Source organism: Flavobacterium sp. (assembly GCF_028712645.1).
Lineage (GTDB): Bacteria > Bacteroidota > Bacteroidia > Flavobacteriales > Flavobacteriaceae > Flavobacterium.
Genome location: NZ_JAQTPQ010000014.1, coordinates 1 through 18,265 on the forward strand (window position 1 = coordinate 1; position 18,265 = coordinate 18,265).

17 protein-coding genes and 1 pseudogene are annotated in these 18,265 nt (G+C 30.7%); 11 read left to right on the top strand and 7 right to left on the bottom strand.

Annotation, left to right across the window (positions count from 1 at the left end):
- From corA to PHC28_RS01985, 3 genes are all read left to right on the top strand, one after another.
- The coding region (corA, locus tag PHC28_RS01975) for a magnesium/cobalt transporter CorA (protein ID WP_300096265.1) at positions 1-780 on the top strand (780 nt) is incomplete at its 5' end.
- Positions 781-842: 62 nt separating this feature from the next.
- Positions 843-2,936 carry a phosphate acetyltransferase gene (gene pta, locus PHC28_RS01980; RefSeq protein ID WP_300096268.1) on the top strand — a complete coding sequence of 698 codons (2,094 nt, stop codon included), beginning with the start codon at positions 843-845 and terminating at the stop codon, positions 2,934-2,936.
- A 92-nt stretch (positions 2,937-3,028) separates the two neighbouring features.
- The gene (locus PHC28_RS01985; protein WP_300096270.1) at positions 3,029-4,213 is read left to right on the top strand and encodes an acetate/propionate family kinase; all 1,185 of its coding nucleotides are present in this window, start codon (positions 3,029-3,031) and stop codon (positions 4,211-4,213) included.
- 57 nt (positions 4,214-4,270) lie between these two features.
- On the opposite strand, the pseudogene fumC reads toward PHC28_RS01985, so the two are convergent.
- The 4 genes and pseudogenes from fumC to PHC28_RS02005 form a co-directional block, all read right to left on the bottom strand.
- Positions 4,271-4,432: pseudogene (gene fumC, locus PHC28_RS01990) on the bottom strand (class II fumarate hydratase); the annotation flags it as partial.
- 43 nt (positions 4,433-4,475) lie between these two features.
- Positions 4,476-5,153: an ATP-binding cassette domain-containing protein gene (locus PHC28_RS01995; protein ID WP_300096272.1), complete on the bottom strand. Its 678-nt coding sequence runs from the start codon at positions 5,151-5,153 to the stop codon at positions 4,476-4,478.
- A gap of 24 nt (positions 5,154-5,177) precedes the next feature.
- Positions 5,178-6,416 (bottom strand): aromatic hydrocarbon degradation protein, encoded by a 1,239-nt coding sequence (locus PHC28_RS02000; RefSeq protein ID WP_300096274.1) that lies wholly within the window; start codon positions 6,414-6,416, stop codon positions 5,178-5,180.
- 1 nt (position 6,417) lies between these two features.
- Complete coding sequence (locus tag PHC28_RS02005) at positions 6,418-7,740, bottom strand: DUF4270 family protein (RefSeq protein ID WP_300096276.1); 1,323 nt, start codon at positions 7,738-7,740, stop codon at positions 6,418-6,420.
- Positions 7,741-7,968: 228 nt separating this feature from the next.
- Between PHC28_RS02005 and PHC28_RS02010 the strand changes: the two genes are divergently transcribed.
- From PHC28_RS02010 to PHC28_RS02035, 6 genes are all read left to right on the top strand, one after another.
- Positions 7,969-8,808, top strand: coding sequence for a DUF6268 family outer membrane beta-barrel protein (locus PHC28_RS02010; protein ID WP_300096278.1), 840 nt, complete (start codon positions 7,969-7,971; stop codon positions 8,806-8,808).
- Between the two features lie 11 nt (positions 8,809-8,819).
- Complete coding sequence (locus tag PHC28_RS02015; RefSeq protein WP_300096280.1) at positions 8,820-9,818, top strand: kelch repeat-containing protein; 999 nt, start codon at positions 8,820-8,822, stop codon at positions 9,816-9,818.
- Positions 9,819-9,885: 67 nt separating this feature from the next.
- Positions 9,886-10,176, top strand: coding sequence for a DUF4907 domain-containing protein (locus PHC28_RS02020; RefSeq protein ID WP_300096282.1), 291 nt, complete (start codon positions 9,886-9,888; stop codon positions 10,174-10,176).
- Entirely contained in the window at positions 10,177-11,271 is a 1,095-nt protein-coding gene (locus PHC28_RS02025; RefSeq protein ID WP_300096285.1) for a sensor histidine kinase, read from the top strand.
- Positions 11,272-11,361: 90 nt separating this feature from the next.
- On the top strand, positions 11,362-12,078 hold the full coding sequence (locus PHC28_RS02030; protein ID WP_300096287.1) for a LytTR family DNA-binding domain-containing protein: 717 nt from the start codon (positions 11,362-11,364) through the stop codon (positions 12,076-12,078).
- Positions 12,079-12,222: 144 nt separating this feature from the next.
- The gene (locus PHC28_RS02035) at positions 12,223-12,393 is read left to right on the top strand and encodes a hypothetical protein (protein ID WP_300096291.1); all 171 of its coding nucleotides are present in this window, start codon (positions 12,223-12,225) and stop codon (positions 12,391-12,393) included.
- 50 nt (positions 12,394-12,443) lie between these two features.
- On the opposite strand, the gene PHC28_RS02040 is transcribed toward PHC28_RS02035, so the two are convergent.
- Both PHC28_RS02040 and arsC read right to left on the bottom strand, forming a co-directional pair.
- Positions 12,444-14,888 (bottom strand): TonB-dependent receptor, encoded by a 2,445-nt coding sequence (locus tag PHC28_RS02040; protein WP_300096294.1) that lies wholly within the window; start codon positions 14,886-14,888, stop codon positions 12,444-12,446.
- Positions 14,889-14,983: 95 nt separating this feature from the next.
- Positions 14,984-15,325, bottom strand: a complete 342-nt coding sequence (gene arsC / locus PHC28_RS02045; RefSeq protein WP_300096298.1) for an arsenate reductase (glutaredoxin) — start codon at positions 15,323-15,325, stop codon at positions 14,984-14,986.
- A gap of 114 nt (positions 15,326-15,439) precedes the next feature.
- On the opposite strand from arsC, the gene PHC28_RS02050 reads away from it, so the two are divergent.
- Positions 15,440-16,363, top strand: coding sequence for a CPBP family intramembrane glutamic endopeptidase (locus PHC28_RS02050; RefSeq protein ID WP_300096302.1), 924 nt, complete (start codon positions 15,440-15,442; stop codon positions 16,361-16,363).
- 12 nt (positions 16,364-16,375) lie between these two features.
- On the top strand, positions 16,376-17,437 hold the full coding sequence (locus PHC28_RS02055) for an AMP-binding protein (RefSeq protein ID WP_300096305.1): 1,062 nt from the start codon (positions 16,376-16,378) through the stop codon (positions 17,435-17,437).
- 55 nt (positions 17,438-17,492) lie between these two features.
- Here PHC28_RS02055 and PHC28_RS02060 read toward each other — a convergent pair whose 3' ends face one another.
- Positions 17,493-18,263 carry an alpha/beta hydrolase gene (locus PHC28_RS02060; protein WP_300096307.1) on the bottom strand — a complete coding sequence of 257 codons (771 nt, stop codon included), beginning with the start codon at positions 18,261-18,263 and terminating at the stop codon, positions 17,493-17,495.
- Between the last annotated feature and the right edge of the window lie 2 nt (positions 18,264-18,265).

The following is an 18,265-nucleotide window of genomic DNA, read 5'->3' on the forward strand; positions in this document are numbered from 1 at the left end:
ACGAGGATAGAAGAACAACAAGACGTGTTGTTTTTCAACATAAAATCATTATTACCTGCTGAGAACTCTGATAATATAAGTGTAGAACAAATTAGTTTTTTGATAAAAGAAGGGATTTTGATTTCTTTTCAAGAAAAACGTTCCGATTTTTTCACTCATATTCGAGAGCGAATTCGCACTCATTCTGGAATTGTTAGGGTAAAAAAATCTGATTATTTGCTATACATTCTTCTCGACGCTGTTATGGAAAATTTTTACATTACCATTGAAAACGAGGAAGATAAAATAGAAGAATTGATTAATCTTACCAAGAATAGCGCCGACCCAATAATCCTAGAAAGAATAGAGAAACACAGAGATAATTTTAATTTCTTGAAACGTTCCATCATTCCGTTGCGAGATTCTTTGTACGATATAAAAAGCATAAAAGATGATAATGTGTTTAATGTAATCGAAGATGAAAATTTTAGTTTTTTTGTTCGTTTACACCAAAAAAGCTTAGAACTTTTAGACCAAATTGAATCGGATATGGGTTCGCTTGAAAGTGCATCGAATTTCTTTTTCTCGGCACAAACCCACAAGATGAACGAGATTATGAAAACCCTGACCATTGTTTCGGCCATTTTTATTCCGCTTACTTTTATCGTGGGAGTTTACGGAATGAATTTTAAATATATGCCAGAATTAGAATATCAAAATGGTTATTATACCGTTGTTGGCATTATGATTTTGATAGTATTGGCAATGCTTTATTATTTTAAAAGACGCCGTTGGTTTTAACTTAAGACAATAATTAATCAAATATAAAAAATAGAAATAATTAAAAATTAATAATACAAATAATGAATAAGGCCATATATATCGCCACCAGCGAAGAAAATAGCGGGAAATCTATTATCACTTTGGGCATAATGAGTATGCTTATTAACAAAACAGCCAAAGTGGGTTATTTTAGACCTATAGTTGAAGATTTTGACGAAGGAAATCTAGACAATCATATCGAAACGGTAATTAATCATTTTGGTTTAGATATCGAATTTCACGATGCTTATGCCATTACCAAAAGCAAATTAATCAAGAAGAAGAACAAAGGAAAACTAGGAGAAGTAATCGATTTAATTATCGAAAAATACAAACGACTCGAAGAACGATTTGATTTTGTCTTAGTAGAAGGAACCAGTTTTACAGGAGAAGGCACGGTTATCGAATTAGATATGAACGTTCTAATTGCAAAGAATCTAGGAATTCCAACCATTATTGTTGGCTCTGGTGTCGGAAAAACATTAGAGGAATTAGTTGACAGTCTTTATTTGGCTTATGATTCTTTCAAGGTAAAAGAGGTGGAAGTCTTGGCAGTTATTGCCAATAAAGTGCAACCTGAAAACATTGAATTAGTAACCGACGGATTGAAAAAAAGCTTGCCCGAAACAATTTTAATTAATTCAATTCCAATTGTTTCGAGTTTAAACAATCCAACGATTCAAGAGATTGTAAAAGCGTTGAATGCTACCGTTTTATTTGGTGCGTCATTTTTGAATAATCAAATTGGGAGTTTTAGTATAGGAGCAATGCAATTGCGAAATTATTTATTGAATTTAAAAGATAATGCCCTTGTGATAACCCCTGGTGACAGAGCAGACATTATTCTTGGAGCATTGCAAGCTAATGAATCTATAAATTATCCATCGATTTCAGGAATAGTTTTGACGGGTAATATTGTTCCAGAAGACAGTATTCTAAAACTGATTGAGGGACTTTCTACAATTGTACCTATTATTGCGGTTGAAGGAGGAACATATATGATTTCTAATAAAATTGGCGATATAAAACCTAAAATTTATGCCAATAATAAACAAAAAATTCAGACGTCTATCGACACTTTCGAAAGATATGTAGATTTAGATAATTTGACTGAGAAGTTCATCAAGTTTGAAGCAGAAGGAATGACTCCAAAAATGTTCCAATACAATTTGGTAAAACGCGCCAAAAAACATCGTAAACACATTGTTTTGCCTGAAGGAAATGATGATAGAATAATTATTGCAGCAGCACGATTATTGTCAATGGATGTGGTCGATATTTCTATCATTGGAAATAAAAAACAAATTGAAAATAAGGTAAATGAGTTGGGTTTGACTTTCGATTTTACCAAAGTTCACATCATCAATCCAATAAAATCAGAGCATTATGATGATTATGTAAAAACGTATTATGAGTTGCGAAAAGAAAAGAAAATGACAATGGAAATCGCCAAAGATTTAATGGAAGACGGTTCTTATTTTGGCACAATGATGGTCTATAAAGGCGATGCTGACGGAATGGTTTCGGGAGCAGCACACACAACTCAGCATACCATTTTACCAGCTTTGCAATTCATTAAAACTAAACCCAATTCTTCTGTGGTTTCTTCGATATTCTTTATGTGTTTAGAAGATAGAGTTTCGATTTTTGGAGACTGTGCTATTAATCCAAATCCTACGGCAGAACAGTTGGCAGAAATCGCCATTTCATCTGCCGATTCTAGTTTGGCTTTCGGCATTGAACCCAAAATAGCAATGCTTTCTTATTCTTCTGGTTCATCAGGAAAAGGGGATGAGGTGGACAAAGTAAGAAAAGCTACTGAAATTGTAAAAGCAAAACGTCCCGATTTAAAAATTGAAGGTCCAATTCAGTATGACGCAGCCGTTGATCCAGAAGTGGGACAAAGTAAAATGCCAAATTCAGAAGTAGCAGGACACGCCAGCGTTTTGATTTTCCCTGATTTGAACACAGGAAATAACACCTACAAAGCCGTTCAAAGAGAAACTGGTGCCTTGGCAATTGGTCCAATGTTGCAAGGATTAAACAAACCCGTAAACGATTTAAGCCGTGGTTGCACCGTTGACGATATTATAAATACGGTTGTCATTACAGCTATTCAAGCACAAGGATTATAAGCAAATTAAAAATTTAAAAAATAAACAGAATGTATATCCATCCAGTCTCTCTCTCCTTCGGAGAGAGTTGGGGTGAGGAAAAAAAATAAACAATGAAAATAATAATAATTAACTCAGGAAGTTCTTCAATAAAATACCAATTAATCGAAATGCCTTCCAACGAGGTCATTTGTTCTGGAATGATTGACAGAATAGGGTTGGAGACTTCTAATCTAAGTTATGTGACCAATACCAATAAAATTGAAGAATCTTTGCCAATTGAAAATCACAAAATTGGTCTTGAAAAAATCGCGCATTTGTTGATGGATGAAAAAGTGGGTGTGATAAAAAGCACTCAAGAAATCAGTGCTGTTGGTCATCGTGTGGTTCACGGCGGAAGTAATTTTACGAGTACAACCATTATCAATAAAGAAGTAAAAGACAAAATTAAACAGCTTTTTGAATTGGCACCATTGCACAATCCCGCTAACTTGGAAGGAATAAATGTGGCGACAGCAATTTTTAATACTGCTAAACAGGTAGCGGTTTTTGACACAGCTTTTCACCAAACGATGCCTGTTGTGGCTTATAAATATGCTGTTCCTAATTATCTTTTAACTGAAAATAAAATACGTGTTTATGGTTTTCACGGAACAAGTCACAAGTATGTTTCGGAGAAAGCTATTAAGTATTTGCAAAATAGTTCTAAAATTATCACCATACATTTAGGTAACGGTTGCAGTATGACAGCCATAAAGGACGGAAAAAGTATGGACACCACACTCGGTTTTGGACCAATGAATGGTCTGATTATGGGAACTCGGAGTGGTGATATTGACCAATCAGTAATTTTTTATTTGGTAAATACTTTGGGTTATTCATTTGATGCAGTCAGCACGATGTTGAATAAACAAAGCGGAATGCTTGGGCTTACTGGTTTTAGTGATTTGAGAGATATTGAATCGAATGCTGCACAAGGAAATACAGATTGTCAACTGGCTTTAGCAATGAACGCTTACCGAATCAAGAAATATATTGGTTCTTATGCAGCGGCTTTAAACGGTTTGGATGCGATAATTTTCACGGCTGGAATAGGAGAGAACTCTTCTTATATACGACAATTGGTTTGTACAGATATGGAGTATTTTGGAATTGAACTCGATGAAGCTAAAAATGAAATGCGTTCCAAAGAAATCAGGGAAATCAATACGCCTCAATCAAGAACAAAAATTTTGGTTGTTCCTACTAATGAGGAAATCGAAATCGCGAATCAAGTGTATGAATTGCTTTTGGGTTAAGAATGAATAAGGTCAAACCTAACAGGTTTTTAAAACCTGTTAGGTTTTAACTCCTAACTATTTCAAGCTTCCCACCATATCCTCTGGTTTTACCCAAGCATCAAAATCTTCGGCGGTAACATAACCCAAACGTATTGCTTCTTTTTTCAAAGTAGTTCCGTTTTTGTGTGCGGTTTGGGCAATTTCGGCTGATTTATAATAACCAATTTTAGTATTTAAAAAAGAACAATAATTAGTCAGCTAGAATTGAAAAAAAGTGTTTTTACATCAAGGAAAATTCATTTACTATGCCGTTTTTTACTTCAACGCCTCGATCAGCAAATTCATTAAATCGAGAGTCGTGATTTAGAATAACAATTGCTTTGCCTTGTCTGGATAATTCTTTGAGCATTTTCATAATTAAAACACCGCTTTGTCTATCTAAAAAAGCTGTAGGTTTGTCACATATAATGATTTTTGGATTAATTACTAAAGCTTTGGCAATTAGAGTTTGTTGTATTTCTAATTTAGAAAGCTGTTTAGGTATCTTTTTCCGGCGTTCATACATATCGACCGTTTTTAGAGCTTCCTTAGTTCGTTGTCTTATTTCATCTGATTTTAATTTTTGAACTCTTAATGAAAATGCTACATTTTCTTCGGTGTTCATAGCTTCAAATAAATTCTGTTGATGAAATACGAAACCTATTGTTTGAGATTCAATTAAAATAATTTCTTCATAACCCGATAAATTAGTGTTTTTCCCGTTTATTGAAAGAATTCCTTCATTTGGATTTATTATACATCCCATCAATGTAAGAAGTGTTTTTTTTGAATATTCAGATTTACCATTAATTAATAAAATTTCACCATTATTAAGCTTTACACCTGTTGTTTCATTATTATTAAATGTTCCAGCACTAGTGCAATATATTTTGTTTATATTTTCAAATTTGGCTACCATTTTGTTTAATTTTTTAGAATATTTTTAATTGAACTTCTGCTTTACAAACCATATTGACTCTAAACTTAAATTGATACCAATTTTATGGTAGTTTTCTTTTATTAGACCATTTCCAATTGTCCCTTTTTGACCATAAGAATAGGTTATGTTTAATAAGGATTTTGTATTATCTATTGGTATTCCGATTCCTGCACTAAACGACATATTAGTAATATTTTTATTGCTTATTAAAAGGTATCCAGTATCATAATTGACGCCCGTGAAATAATGGATTTTATCCAAATAATAGGTACTTTGTTTTTGTTTTAGATAGGATAATCCTAATGCAAATTTGTCTTGATTTTTAAATTCACCATAGACAGTACTTTGATTGGTGTCGCTCCAAAAACTTTTTTCATAATCAAAAGTTAGATTGATATTTTTTTTAAATGATTTACTGAATCCTACACCAATTTCAAGAGGCAAATAATAGTCCGTAATGTCAGAATAATTAACGTTCTCCTCAACATATTGGGTTTCTGATTGGTTTGCTGTGGTAACTGATTGGATTTTTGATGCGGATAATTTAGAAGGGGTTTTTATCGTTAACCCGATGTCAAAAGCAGAATCAATTTTGACTTGATTGCCTAATGTAAAACGTATTCCGTCATAATAACTCTTTTTATCTATGTTTGTTATAGAATTTGCAATTGTAAATTTTTTATTATCATTAATATTCCCAAAATAAAAAGAAGTTGTTAATCCAAATGTGATTTTTTTTTGGATTTTATATCCATAAGAAAGATCAAAATTGTTTAACCCACCTGTGCTAGTTGCATTTAAATAATAGGATTCATTGCTATTGCCAATTGCCATTTTATAATTTGAAATTAAATAATTTGAGCTTGAATAAGGCTTTAATGATACGCTTATACCTGATTTTGAATTTAAAGGAAATGCAATGGCAAGGTGAGAAAACTGAAAATTATTCCTTTTCTCGGTTGACGTCTGACTACTATATGTTGTTTGCATTCCTTTCAATCCGATATCAAAAAAGAAACTATTTTTGTGTATAAATGCTAGTGAAGCAGGATTTTTATTGTTTATGAATGTTGTTGAAGGTAAAGCAATTCCCGACGAGCCAATAGATGGGAGTGAGCCAAAATCAGAATCATACAAACTCCCTAAGCCAAAAATAGAATAAGGTGAAGTAGAAACACTTTGAGAAAATACACTCACAGATTGAATCGTAAAAAATAATAGAAACAAAATTTTGTTTTTCATTCTAATAGGAGATATAATAAATTTTTAATTTTAGTTTGTTCTCTGTGTTCTTTTGGTTTCCTAAAACAATTCTATCTACTCCTTTTGAAATATTTGGAAACGCAAAAATCAAGGATGATTTTGAACCATAAATTTTAGATATTTCTTGGGATAAAAAAGAACCAAGATTAATTTTATATCCAATATTTTCATTAAATTCATCTGGAATATTATTTAGTATTGCCAAATTTTTTGATCCGTCAGAATTAGTTAATACTTTGGAAATTCGGTTTAAGTTATCACATTCATAAACTTGCAATGAGTCCTTTAAAGGATATAAAGTTGAAATGCTATTTTTATTAGGTTTAATCACCAATTCAGCATCTACAATAAACCCTTTTTCAGAGATGTATTTTAACTGCTTTATGAAAGGAAAATCAATTCGGCAAGCTAGTCCAGTTCCAGATTGAATATAGGCATTATTATCCGTCAATTCACTTGCTAATTTGTTTCTTGAATCTGGCAAATTTTGAAGGATTGTCCCCGTTCTATCTAATGAAATAGTATTAAATTGTTTCGTAATATCGCTGATGCTGAAATCTTTTATTAGTGAATATTTCGAATCTGTGTTGGATATTTTATAATAAAGTCTTAAAACACTCTTTGTAGTATATCCAATTAAATTTGCCGAATTATCTGTAGAAGGTTTTATGACAAGACCTTTGAAATAATCATCAAATTCATTAGAATTAGTTATCTCATTATTATTTAATTTATCAAATAATTTTTTTCCAAAATCAGGATCAATTTGAATGTTGATGGAGTCTTTTCCAATTGGTTTTGGATAAAAAGTTTTTGAGCCAATACTTTTGCTATCATAAGTTAAGGAAGAAATATTATAGAAATTTGTATCATCAATATTTGGCTTTACACTTTGAGTTAATTGATGGATGTTTATAGTTTGAGTTTTCGTTGTATCACCATAATAATATCTATCATATCTTAAAATTACAGCAATGGAATCGAATACATAATTTGTAGTTTGGGTATCTGAACTTGAACTGCTAATATAATAAGTATCAGGTGTCAATTTGAAGTAACTTTCTGATTTTACTTTTCCAAGAATAGGATCATTGTAATTACCAATTAAAATTCGGCCTTGGTTTGAAGTTGCTAATGAATCAAAGTTAATAGTTGACACATCTACAGTCAAGGTGTCTATCATAATTACTTTATTATTTATACTTAAATAATCTGATCCAACAACAAAATTACCTTCAGTATTATCTGTTTGACAAGAAGTGAAAATTGTAATAAAAAGTAATAGAAACAAAATATACCTCATAATTTTTTTTAGGCAAACCTACAGTGAGTTTGTATATTTTGAGCAATAATATATACTAGTGGTTTGTTTCTATCTACAAATTTGATAGAAAACACTATAACAGAAAAAAATAGCCAATTAATTTTTTTAGCGATAGTATCTACCCATTCATCTGACAAAAACGGCAGTCTATATATATTCTTTTTTTTTGATTTGAAACCTAGATAGATTTGTTCCAATATTTAAATAATGAAAATAGGAAAAACAGTAAAATGGATGTTTTTATTTGCAATCAGCAATCTAAGTGCTCAAAATAATTATTCGATTGATTTTGGAATTAACGCACAACCAACAGAAAACATAAAATCGAATGAGGTAAGTCTAGAAATAGATTATAGTAAAACATTCGATACAAAAGTTAGGATAGCAAATGAATTTAAGTTTAATTCAAAAAAAATTAATTATTTCAATTATGACTTCTCAAATTCTTTGACAGAATATTATAAAATAAGAAACAAGTTTGCTCTTACTTATTTGAAGAGTGAAAAACTGAATTTTAATTTTGAAATTGAACCTTTCATAGCAAGTGAATATAATTTGAATGTGGCAGATATTGATTTGCTAGGAGGATTAAGTATAGATTTTATTTTGAGTCCAAAGAAAGAGATAAGACTAGGATTAAGTAGGAATACTAGTCTCGGAAAACCAAAAATACTGCCAGTGTTCTCTTATTATTACGCATATAATAAAGAATTCAGTTTTAGTATTGGGTTTCCAGAGACGAATATTAAGTACTCCAATAATCCAAGAAATTCTTTTTATATAAAAAATAGTTTTACAGGAGATGTTTACAATTTAGAAAATACTTTCAAATCATTTTCTTTGAATAGTACAAAATCTAGCTTTTCTCAGCAAACCACTTCATTAGAATATGAAAGAAATATGGATGCAAATTGGTTTGTAAATTTCAAAGTAGGATATGACTTTAATAGAAAATATCTTCTTCAAGACAGTAATTACAATACAACTTTCGATTTTAATATAAAAGATGGTTGCAATTTTGGGATAACAATTAAATATAAACATTAAAACAATACATTATGATTAAATTAAAAAAAGTGCTAACATTGGTTACAATTCTTATTGGACTTTTTATGACTAGTTGCAGTAATTCAGATAATACTGAAGATTTAGTAGGAAATTGGATAAAAAAATCTTCTTTTGATGGACCAGCAAGGTCAAGTTCTGCAAGTTTTGTAATAGGAAACGATGTCTATGTTGCTACAGGATATACGGGTGATGTTTACTTAAATGATTTATGGTCTTATACTTCTGACGGTGATTTTTGGGAACAAAAAGCTGATTTTATTGGTGTTAAACGGAGTTCTGCTTCCGCTTTTGAGATTAACGGTAAAGGATATGTTGGACTTGGATATGATGGTTCAAACCGTCTTAAGGATTTTTATGAATACAATCCTTCAACTAATACTTGGACACAAAAAGCTGATTTTGCTGGATCAGCAAGATATGGAGCAGTTGGTTTTCAAGTGGCCAATAAAGCTTTTTTCGGAACAGGTTATGATGGGAATTATTTAAAAGATTTTTACCAATACAATCCTACAACCGATGTTTGGACACTATCTCCAGGATTTGGAGGTAATAAAAGAAAAAATGCAACTGTTTTTATAATCAATGACAATGCTTATTTGGTTACTGGGATTAGTAATAATGTAATGCAATATGATTTTTGGTTGTTTAATGGAACAAACGAAAGTTGGACTAAACTAAGAGATATTGATAGAGGAGATTCGGGTGAATATAATGAAGATTATCAAATTATTAGAGCTAATGCAAGTAGTTTTGTGATGAATGGTCTTGGTTATGTTGCTTGTGGAGATAATTCTACAACGGTTTGGCAATATACTCCCACTACAGATTTGTGGAAAGAAAAAACATCTTTAGAAGCTTCTGGAAGAATTGATGCTGTTGGTGTTTCTTTAAACAACAGAGGCTTTATAATGTTAGGACGATCAGGAACGAGTTATTTTGATGATTCATGGGAGTTTAAACCTAATGATGAGCAAGTTGATAATGATTAATTCTGTACGCACAGTTTTATTTTTTGCCTACGGTTTTAACCGTAGGCAACTTTAAATCTATATACAAATGAAATTTATAAAAATAGTAATTGTTTTTTTGCTCCTTATTTCTTGTAAAGGAAATAATCAATATGAAGTAAAATCATTACAAGTTAATGGAGGTTGGGGTTATATTATTGCGATAAACAACAGAACAATAATCAAGCAAACTGTGATTCCTACACTCTCAGAGAAAAGAAGTTTCAATACCGAAGAAGACGCTTTGAAAGTTGGAAATTTAGTTCTTGAAAGAATAAAACAAAATTTATCTCCCACGATTGCAAAAAATGATTTAATTTTATTAGAAATATCTAAATAAATGAATTTAATTTCGTTGAAAAATAATTCGAAAAACCAAATAATTTTACATATTTTTATTTGGTTTTTTTTCATTCTTGTCTCTTTAATGCAGTTTTATGAAAGTCCATTCAAGATAGGTAATGACTTTTTTGTTCAATGGGCAACAGGAATTTTACTTTTTTATTTAAATTATTATTATTTCGTGCCCAATATGCTTTTGCAAAAAAAGGATTTCGAATATTTTACGGTTCTAATTGTTTTGATAACAATTTTTATGGTCATTAGGTCATTGTATTTTATACCTGAATTCAAAGAAATAGTGCATCCCAAAATGTTTGATGCAACTGGAAAAGAGATTATTGAAAACAAGATATTCCCTAAAAAGAAGATTTTCTTCTTTGAACTTGTACCAGCAATTTTCTACTTGCTAATTGTTGCCATTAGCACCATTATCAGAATTCTTTCAGAATATTTCAACAATCAACAACACAAACTTTCTGTTGAGTCACAAAGAACAACAGCCGAACTTATTTATTTAAGAAAACAAACTAATCCACATTTCTTGTTCAATACCTTGAATAGTATTTATTCTTTGGCACACAAAAAATCGGATTTGGTTCCAGATGCTATCGTCACTTTGTCCGAATTAATGCGTTATATGCTCTATGAAACTGATAATAAAACGGTTTTGTTGGAAAAAGAGATTAATTATATCCAGAATTATATAGAGTTGCAGAAATTACGTTTGAACAACATTGAAAATATATATGTAAACATTCATGGAGAAACCAAAAATAAATTTATAGAACCCTTGTTATTGATTTCTTTCATCGAAAATGCTTTTAAATATGGAACCGATTATAAGGGGAATACTCATGTGAAAATAAAAATAGTAATCGAGGAGAATAACTTAGATTTTTGGGTAGAAAATAGGGTAGAGAAAAATTTTCCAGATCCTGAAAATTCAGGTATTGGAATCAGTAATATCAAAAATAGATTAAAATTATTATATCCTGATTCCCATATTCTTACGATTGAAGAAAATGACAAGAATTATTTGGTACATTTAAATCTAAAATTAGATCAAATTCAAACCATAATTGATAAAATATGAAATCGCCATTAAACACAAGTTTGTGTAAGTAAACACCAATGAAAAGAAAGCGATACCATATCACAAAAAAAAACATAAGAATTTTTAGATATGAAATGTATAATTATAGACGACGAACCATTAGCCGTAGATTTGCTTATGGATTTCGTGAGTAAAGTGGAATCATTAGAACTAGTAGGTACTTTTAACAATGCAATTGATGCCATTTCTACCATTAAAACAACCGAAGTCGATTTGATTTTTTTAGATATTGAGATGCCTCATTTTACAGGAATAGATTTTGTAAACGCTATTGACACAAAACCATTAATTATTTTCACCACTGCCTATTCTAATTATGCTGTCGAAGGATTTGATTTTGGAGCAGTCGATTATTTAATTAAACCCATTCCGTTTAATCGATTTTTGAAAGCCGTGGTTCGTGCTCAACATCTCTTTTCTCCACCAGAATCTGTTCAAAATTCAAATTCTCCCATTATCGTCACAGAAGAAGCTAATAATTTTATGTTTGTTAGGGCAGAATACGAGAATGTTAAAATCAATTATGCTGATATTTTATTTGTCGAAGGACTGAAAGATTATGTCAAAATTTACACCGCAGACGGAAAATATGTCTTAACCCTGATGAGTTTGATAAAATTAGAAAATACGTTGTCACATAAAGGATTTTCAAGAATTCATCGTTCTTATATTATCAATTTGAAGCACATTAAATCCATTCAAAAAAATAAAGTACTCATAGTTAATAGGCGTTTGCCAATAAGTGAAAGTTATAAAACGGCTTTTTTCAACAAGATAAATTTGTAAAATTCTTTGTCCAAAATTAAATTTCTAGTTTGACTTTTTACTCATAACAAAAAGTGTAGTTTTAAAAAAATATTATTAACTATTTATTGGTAAGAAAAAATATTACACCTACATTTGTGACTTCATTCAAAAATTCCGGAAAAAATGTTTGATTTCTCACAGTATTTAGGCTTTTTACTTTTCTTAACCATCCTGACAATGGGATTTTGGTTGATGTTTTTCTTGGTTGGTTTCGTATCCTATTGGGTTGGTGGAGCGACTTGGGAAGCATTCAAAGAGAAAAGAGCAAAAAAGAAGCAAGAAGAATCAATTTAATTTGATTTGACTTAAATAAAAAAAGGACTCGTAATTACGAGTCCTTTTTTTTATCCTTGAAAATCTTCTCCATTATCAGATTCTCTTTTTTGAGGTTTTTCTTTTTCCTTTGGCTTATTAAATCGATAAGTAAACGAAAAATTAATTTGTCGTTTGTGCCATTGCATTTCGCTATAAGAGTATAAAACTCCTGGAATGGTGGTTTCGTATTTTCTTTTCCTAGAATTGAAAATATCCTGAGCATTAAGTGATAAAGTTCCTTTTTCTTTAAACACATCTTTACTGAAACCTAAGTTAGCACTCATATTCCCTAAAACACGTCCTTGAGCACTACTTTGTGGGCCGTTATAGGTTACATTCGTTTGCCAATCAATTTTGTATGGCAAGCTAACTTTTGATGTTAAACGGGTGAACCAAGAATTTGCAGTATTATCAAAATTTTGTGTGATTAACACGTTTTGAGAATTTGTATAAGAATAATCTCCCTTGGTATCTACTTTAAAGAAATTGAAATTACTGTTTAATTTCCACCATTTATAAGGAGAATAATTCAGCGTAAATTCAAAACCATAGCGGAATTCTGTGGCCAAATTTATAGGTGTACTTAAAATTACAGGAGTTCCATTGATGAAATCTCCAGTTTCTCTTCGAATGAATTGAAAAGAATCGGTTGTTTTATTCACATACATCGAAGTATTGAATGTTAGTTTGTTCCAACGTTTTAAATAGCCAAAATCTAAAGCATTCGTGAAGGCAGGATCCAAATCTGGATTTCCTTTGAAAATATTGATGTTACTTGAATAGTTCGAAAATGGATTAATCATTCTTCCTCTAGGTCTAGAAATTCTTCGGCTGTAACTGATAGAAGTACTACTTGCATCTGATATTTCATAAGTAAAGAAAGCACTTGGAAAGAAGTTGTTGTACTTTTTAGTGTTAAAATCATTCGACACTAATTGGTTAACATTAATTTTAGAATCTTCCCAACGCATTCCAAATAAGAGGGAGAATTTATCGATTTTAGTACCTAATTGCGTGTATAAAGCATTTACATTTTCTTTATAATCCAATATGTTTGTGTATTGATTATTAGGAGTATATTTTCCTGAATCATCTAAATTACCTACTTTATAATCGGTAAGTAAACTTTTGAAATTGCCTTTATAACCCATTTCAAATTGGCTTGCTTTGCCAAATGGTAAAACATAATCTGTTTGAATCAAACTTTCGTTTTGTTTCTGAGCATTACTTGTTCTTTCTAAAACATCACTAGTAATTAATGAATTATCATTATCTCTTTCATTTGAAAATGAGGCATCAAAAGTAAGTTTGTGTCCTTCTTTTTTGAATTTTTTAGTCAAATTGGTATTGTATTCTACGTCTTGGCTATCACTGTTTTGTGTACTGTAACGGTAATTAGTAGAATCGTATTGGTGGTTTAAATCAAAATTGTTGTAGGTAACAGTTTCAGGATTATCGCCATTATTTTTTCTTAGACTAAAAGTATTTGTCCAAGTAGTGTTTTTGTCTAAATACCAATCCATACCAAAACTCGAATTATAACCCTCTCGAATTCTGTTATTCTTCTTACTTTCATTAATATAGTTTCTAGTACTTCCATCAGAGTTTAGATATTCAGTATTAGTAAATGAATTGCCAGGATTCGTTCTATAATTATAACCTGTTGTCGAGAATAAATTAAATTGTTCTGATTTATAATTGATATTTCCTGAAATTCCATAGTTTTCAGGATTTCCAGTCGAGGCAATTAGAGTTCCATTTAAGCCTAAATTTTTCCCTTTTTTCAGAACAATATTCAAGAGACCACCACCACCTTCAGAATCATATCTTGCAGATGGATTGGTAATTACCTCTACTTTTTCAATGGCATCCGCTGGAATTTGACGAAGTGCTTCGGCAATATTAATAGCATTTGATGGTTTTCCGTCAATAAGAATCCTAACATTATCGTTCCCTCTTAAACTCACAACACCGTCTGGATCTACTGAAACAGAAGGAATATTATCTAAAACATCACTTACAGTTCCACCTCTTACCATTAAATCTTTACCTACATTGTAAACCTTTTTATCGAGTTTAATTTCGACAGTCGTTTTCTCAGAACGAACGATAACTTCGTTTAATTGAGAGGCATCTTCCTCTAAGTCTGTTTGTCCTAAATTAGTGTTTTCTTGAAGTTTTCGTTGTTTAATGATGGTTGGTTTAAATGAAATAAATTCAATTTTTATGTCATAAATACCTGGATTAATGTCGATGTTAAATTCTCCTTTTGCATTTGTAATTCCTCCAGTTGTTCCTTTAGGATTTTTTGGATTTACGAATGTAATTGTAGCGTATTCAAGAGGTTGTTGGCTGGTTTTTTCAACTACTTTTCCAGTGATTTTTATTTTTGGAAGTTGAGGTCTTTGTTGGGCGAAATTCAAAAAAGTAATAAATAGTAGAAGAAGAGTTAAAGTAAATTTGTATTTTTTCATGAGCTGAAAGTTGTTTTTTGGGATAAGACCGTAAAAGTAGCCATTGGTTTAATTGTCAATTCACAAAATGATGTTAAAAGACTGAAATAATGCTTTTAAATTATCGCAATTGCATTTCCTAAAGGTCTTGCTATGACAGCCTTTTCACCATTTATGACAATAGGTCTTTCAATAAGAATAGGATTTAAAATCATTGCTTGAATAACTTCATCGTCTGACATTTTTTTTTCTTTGAAATTTTCTGTCCAAATTTTTTCCTTTCGGCGCACTAATTCGATTGGTTTTATGTTTAGTTTTCTGATAATTGACTTCAATTCCTCAAAAGTGGGAACATCTTCAAGATATTTTACAACTTCATATTCTTGACCAGATTCTTCAAGAAATGCTAAACATTCTCTTGATTTTGTACAACGTGAATTATGATAAATTTGGATCATTAAATTAGTATTAAATTTTTTGCAAAGTAATGGATAAAAACGAAAATTTAGGTTAATTTCGGGCGAATTATAGAAGTATAAAAACACAAGAAAACTAATTCAACTAATTGTAAAATGTTTATAGAGCAAGCATATAAAGGGAATAATACTTGGTGGCGAGTTTTGATTACGACATTATTTACGGCAGGAATTTTTATTGCCAATTTCATTTTGTATTTATTTATGACCAAAGAGCAAATGGATGATGTATATCAATCGATGAGTGAAGTTCCTAATAATTTGTCACTGATTATCAACTTATTACCGTTTGTTTTTTTGCTAGCATTGTTGTTTTTTTTGGTTCGGATTTTTCATAAACGAAGCATTCTTTCACTAACAACTTCTAGAGACAAAGTAGATTACAAAAGGATTTTATTTTCTTTTGGCTTAATCGTTTTTTTTACCATTGTAGTTTTCATAATTTCCTATTTTATTGACAATTCCGAAATTATTTGGAATTTCAATCCCTTGAAATTTACTTTGTTATTTTTAGTTAGTATTCTTTTTTTTCCATTTCAAATAGCTTTCGAGGAATATTTATTTAGAGGATATTTGATGCAACAAATAGGGATAATTGTAAAAAATAAATGGTTTCCGTTAATTTTCACTTCTGTAGTCTTCGGATTATTTCACAGCGCAAATCCTGAAGTAGCTAAAATGGGTTTTGGAGTTATGTTTTTTTATATAGGGACTGGTTTTTTCCTTGGAATAATGACGCTAATGGACGAAAGTCTGGAACTGGCTTTGGGTTTTCATTTGGGTAACAACCTAATGGCGGCTTTTTTAATTACCTCGGATTATTCAGCAATACATACCGATGCTGTTTTTAGATATTCAGGTGTTGAAAATCCTGTTGATATGTTAAATGAAATGTTAGTTTCGATTGCAATTGTGTATCCGATTTTGTTATTTATATTTGCAAAGAAATACAATTGGATTAGCTGGACTGAGAAACTAAGCGGTAAAATAGAAAACCCCAATTCAATAAATAAATTTTAACAATAAATAGTAATGAATAAAATAACATACAAAAACATACACAATCGTTTTAAATTAAATGGTTACCATATTACAAGAGACGAAATATTTTACGTTGCTTATTGTTTCATAAAAGAAGGAGAACCCTTTGAACAACACGTCGGGAATTTTTTATTGGACTGGTTTGACGAGAAATCCTATATCGAATTGAAAACTTCTGGAACAACAGGAATGCCAAAAATTATCAAAATTGAAAAACAAGCAATGCTTGATTCTGCTTTGGCAACAGGGGATTTCTTTGGGTTAAAACCTGGAGATACAATGTTGCACTGTTTGCCAACTAATTATGTTGCAGGGAAAATGATGTTTGTAAGATCATTAATTTTAGGTCTTGAAATGAAATTTGTTGAGCCAACCTCGAATCCATTAAAAGATATTGATGAAAAATTTGATTTTTGTGCAATGGTTCCGCTTCAAGCCAAAAACTCATTGGAAAAACTAAAAACAAAACAAATCAAAAAATTGATTATTGGCGGAGTAAAAGTGCATAAAGCATTAGAAGAAGAATTAGTAAAATTACCAATAGAAATTTATGAAACCTACGGTATGACTGAGACTATCACTCATATTGCTGCTAAGAGAATTGGGGAAGAAGCATTTACAGTTTTGCCAAATGTAAAAGTTTCTGTTGATGATAGACAATGTTTAGTGATTAAAGCAAAAAATATCAGTAGCCATAAAATTGTGACCAACGATATTGTAAATTTAATTTCAGACACTCAATTTGCTTGGGAAGGTAGATATGATAACATTATCAATAGCGGTGGAATTAAATTAATGCCAGAGCAAATTGAAGATAAGCTTTCAACTTTAATTCCAAGACGTTATTTCGTGTCTGGACAAGCTGATGAAGTTCTTGGTGCGAAAGCAGTTCTTTTTGTTGAAGGAGAACCAATTGAAATAGGAGAATCTGTTTTTGATGTTCTTGAAAAATTCGAAAAACCAAAAGAGATTGTTTTTATTCCAAAGTTCAAAGAAACGGCCACAGGAAAAATTATGAGAAGAGAAAGTTTAGAATTGGTTGAACAAGAATAAATTTTAAATAAGTCTAACAAAATATAAAAGGGAAGAGTTAAAGTCTTTCCTTTTTTTATTGCTGCATTAAAAAATTCAAGACAATTTCATTAAAAAGTTTTGAATTTTCGATCAAAGCTGAATGAGAACTATTAGGTAAAATCGCCAATTGTGCATTGGGTATTGCCTCATATATTTTAAGGGTGTGTTCCCCTTTTATTAGATCGTGATCACCAGCTATGATTAGGGTTTTAGATTGTATGACATTCAAATCAGAGTAGTTTAAATTGGGGTATTTCAAATCTAAATTATTCAAATCAATGGCTAAATCATTTTTGTGATTACTATTTTCTTTTTCTAAATCAATAGCTGTTTTCTTCATATCTTCGAAAATAATAACTCCTTCAGGAAATATATTTGCTCCCGATGTTACTAATTTGTCAACTTTTTCAGGATGTTTTTTTGCCATTAAAAGTCCAATTATTCCACCATCACTCCAACCCAAAATGCTCGTTTTCTGAATGTTTAACTTTTCAAGAAATAAACTCATATCTTCAACTTGCAAGTCAAAAGTCAGTTCAACTCCATTTTGATAACTTGAATTTCCTCTTCCGCGGCAATCTACTAAAATGACTTTAAAATTTTTAGAAAATTCTCTCACTTGATTTTCAAAACAAGAAAATGAACCACCATTTCCGTGAATCATCAACAATGGTTCACCTTGGCCATAAATTTCATAATATAGTTTTACACCATTGGCATCAATATATTTTCCGTTTTCGTGGAGTTTTTGTGCAATAGAATTAATTGAAATAAAAGCAATTGCCAGTAAGAATATCTTTTTCATAA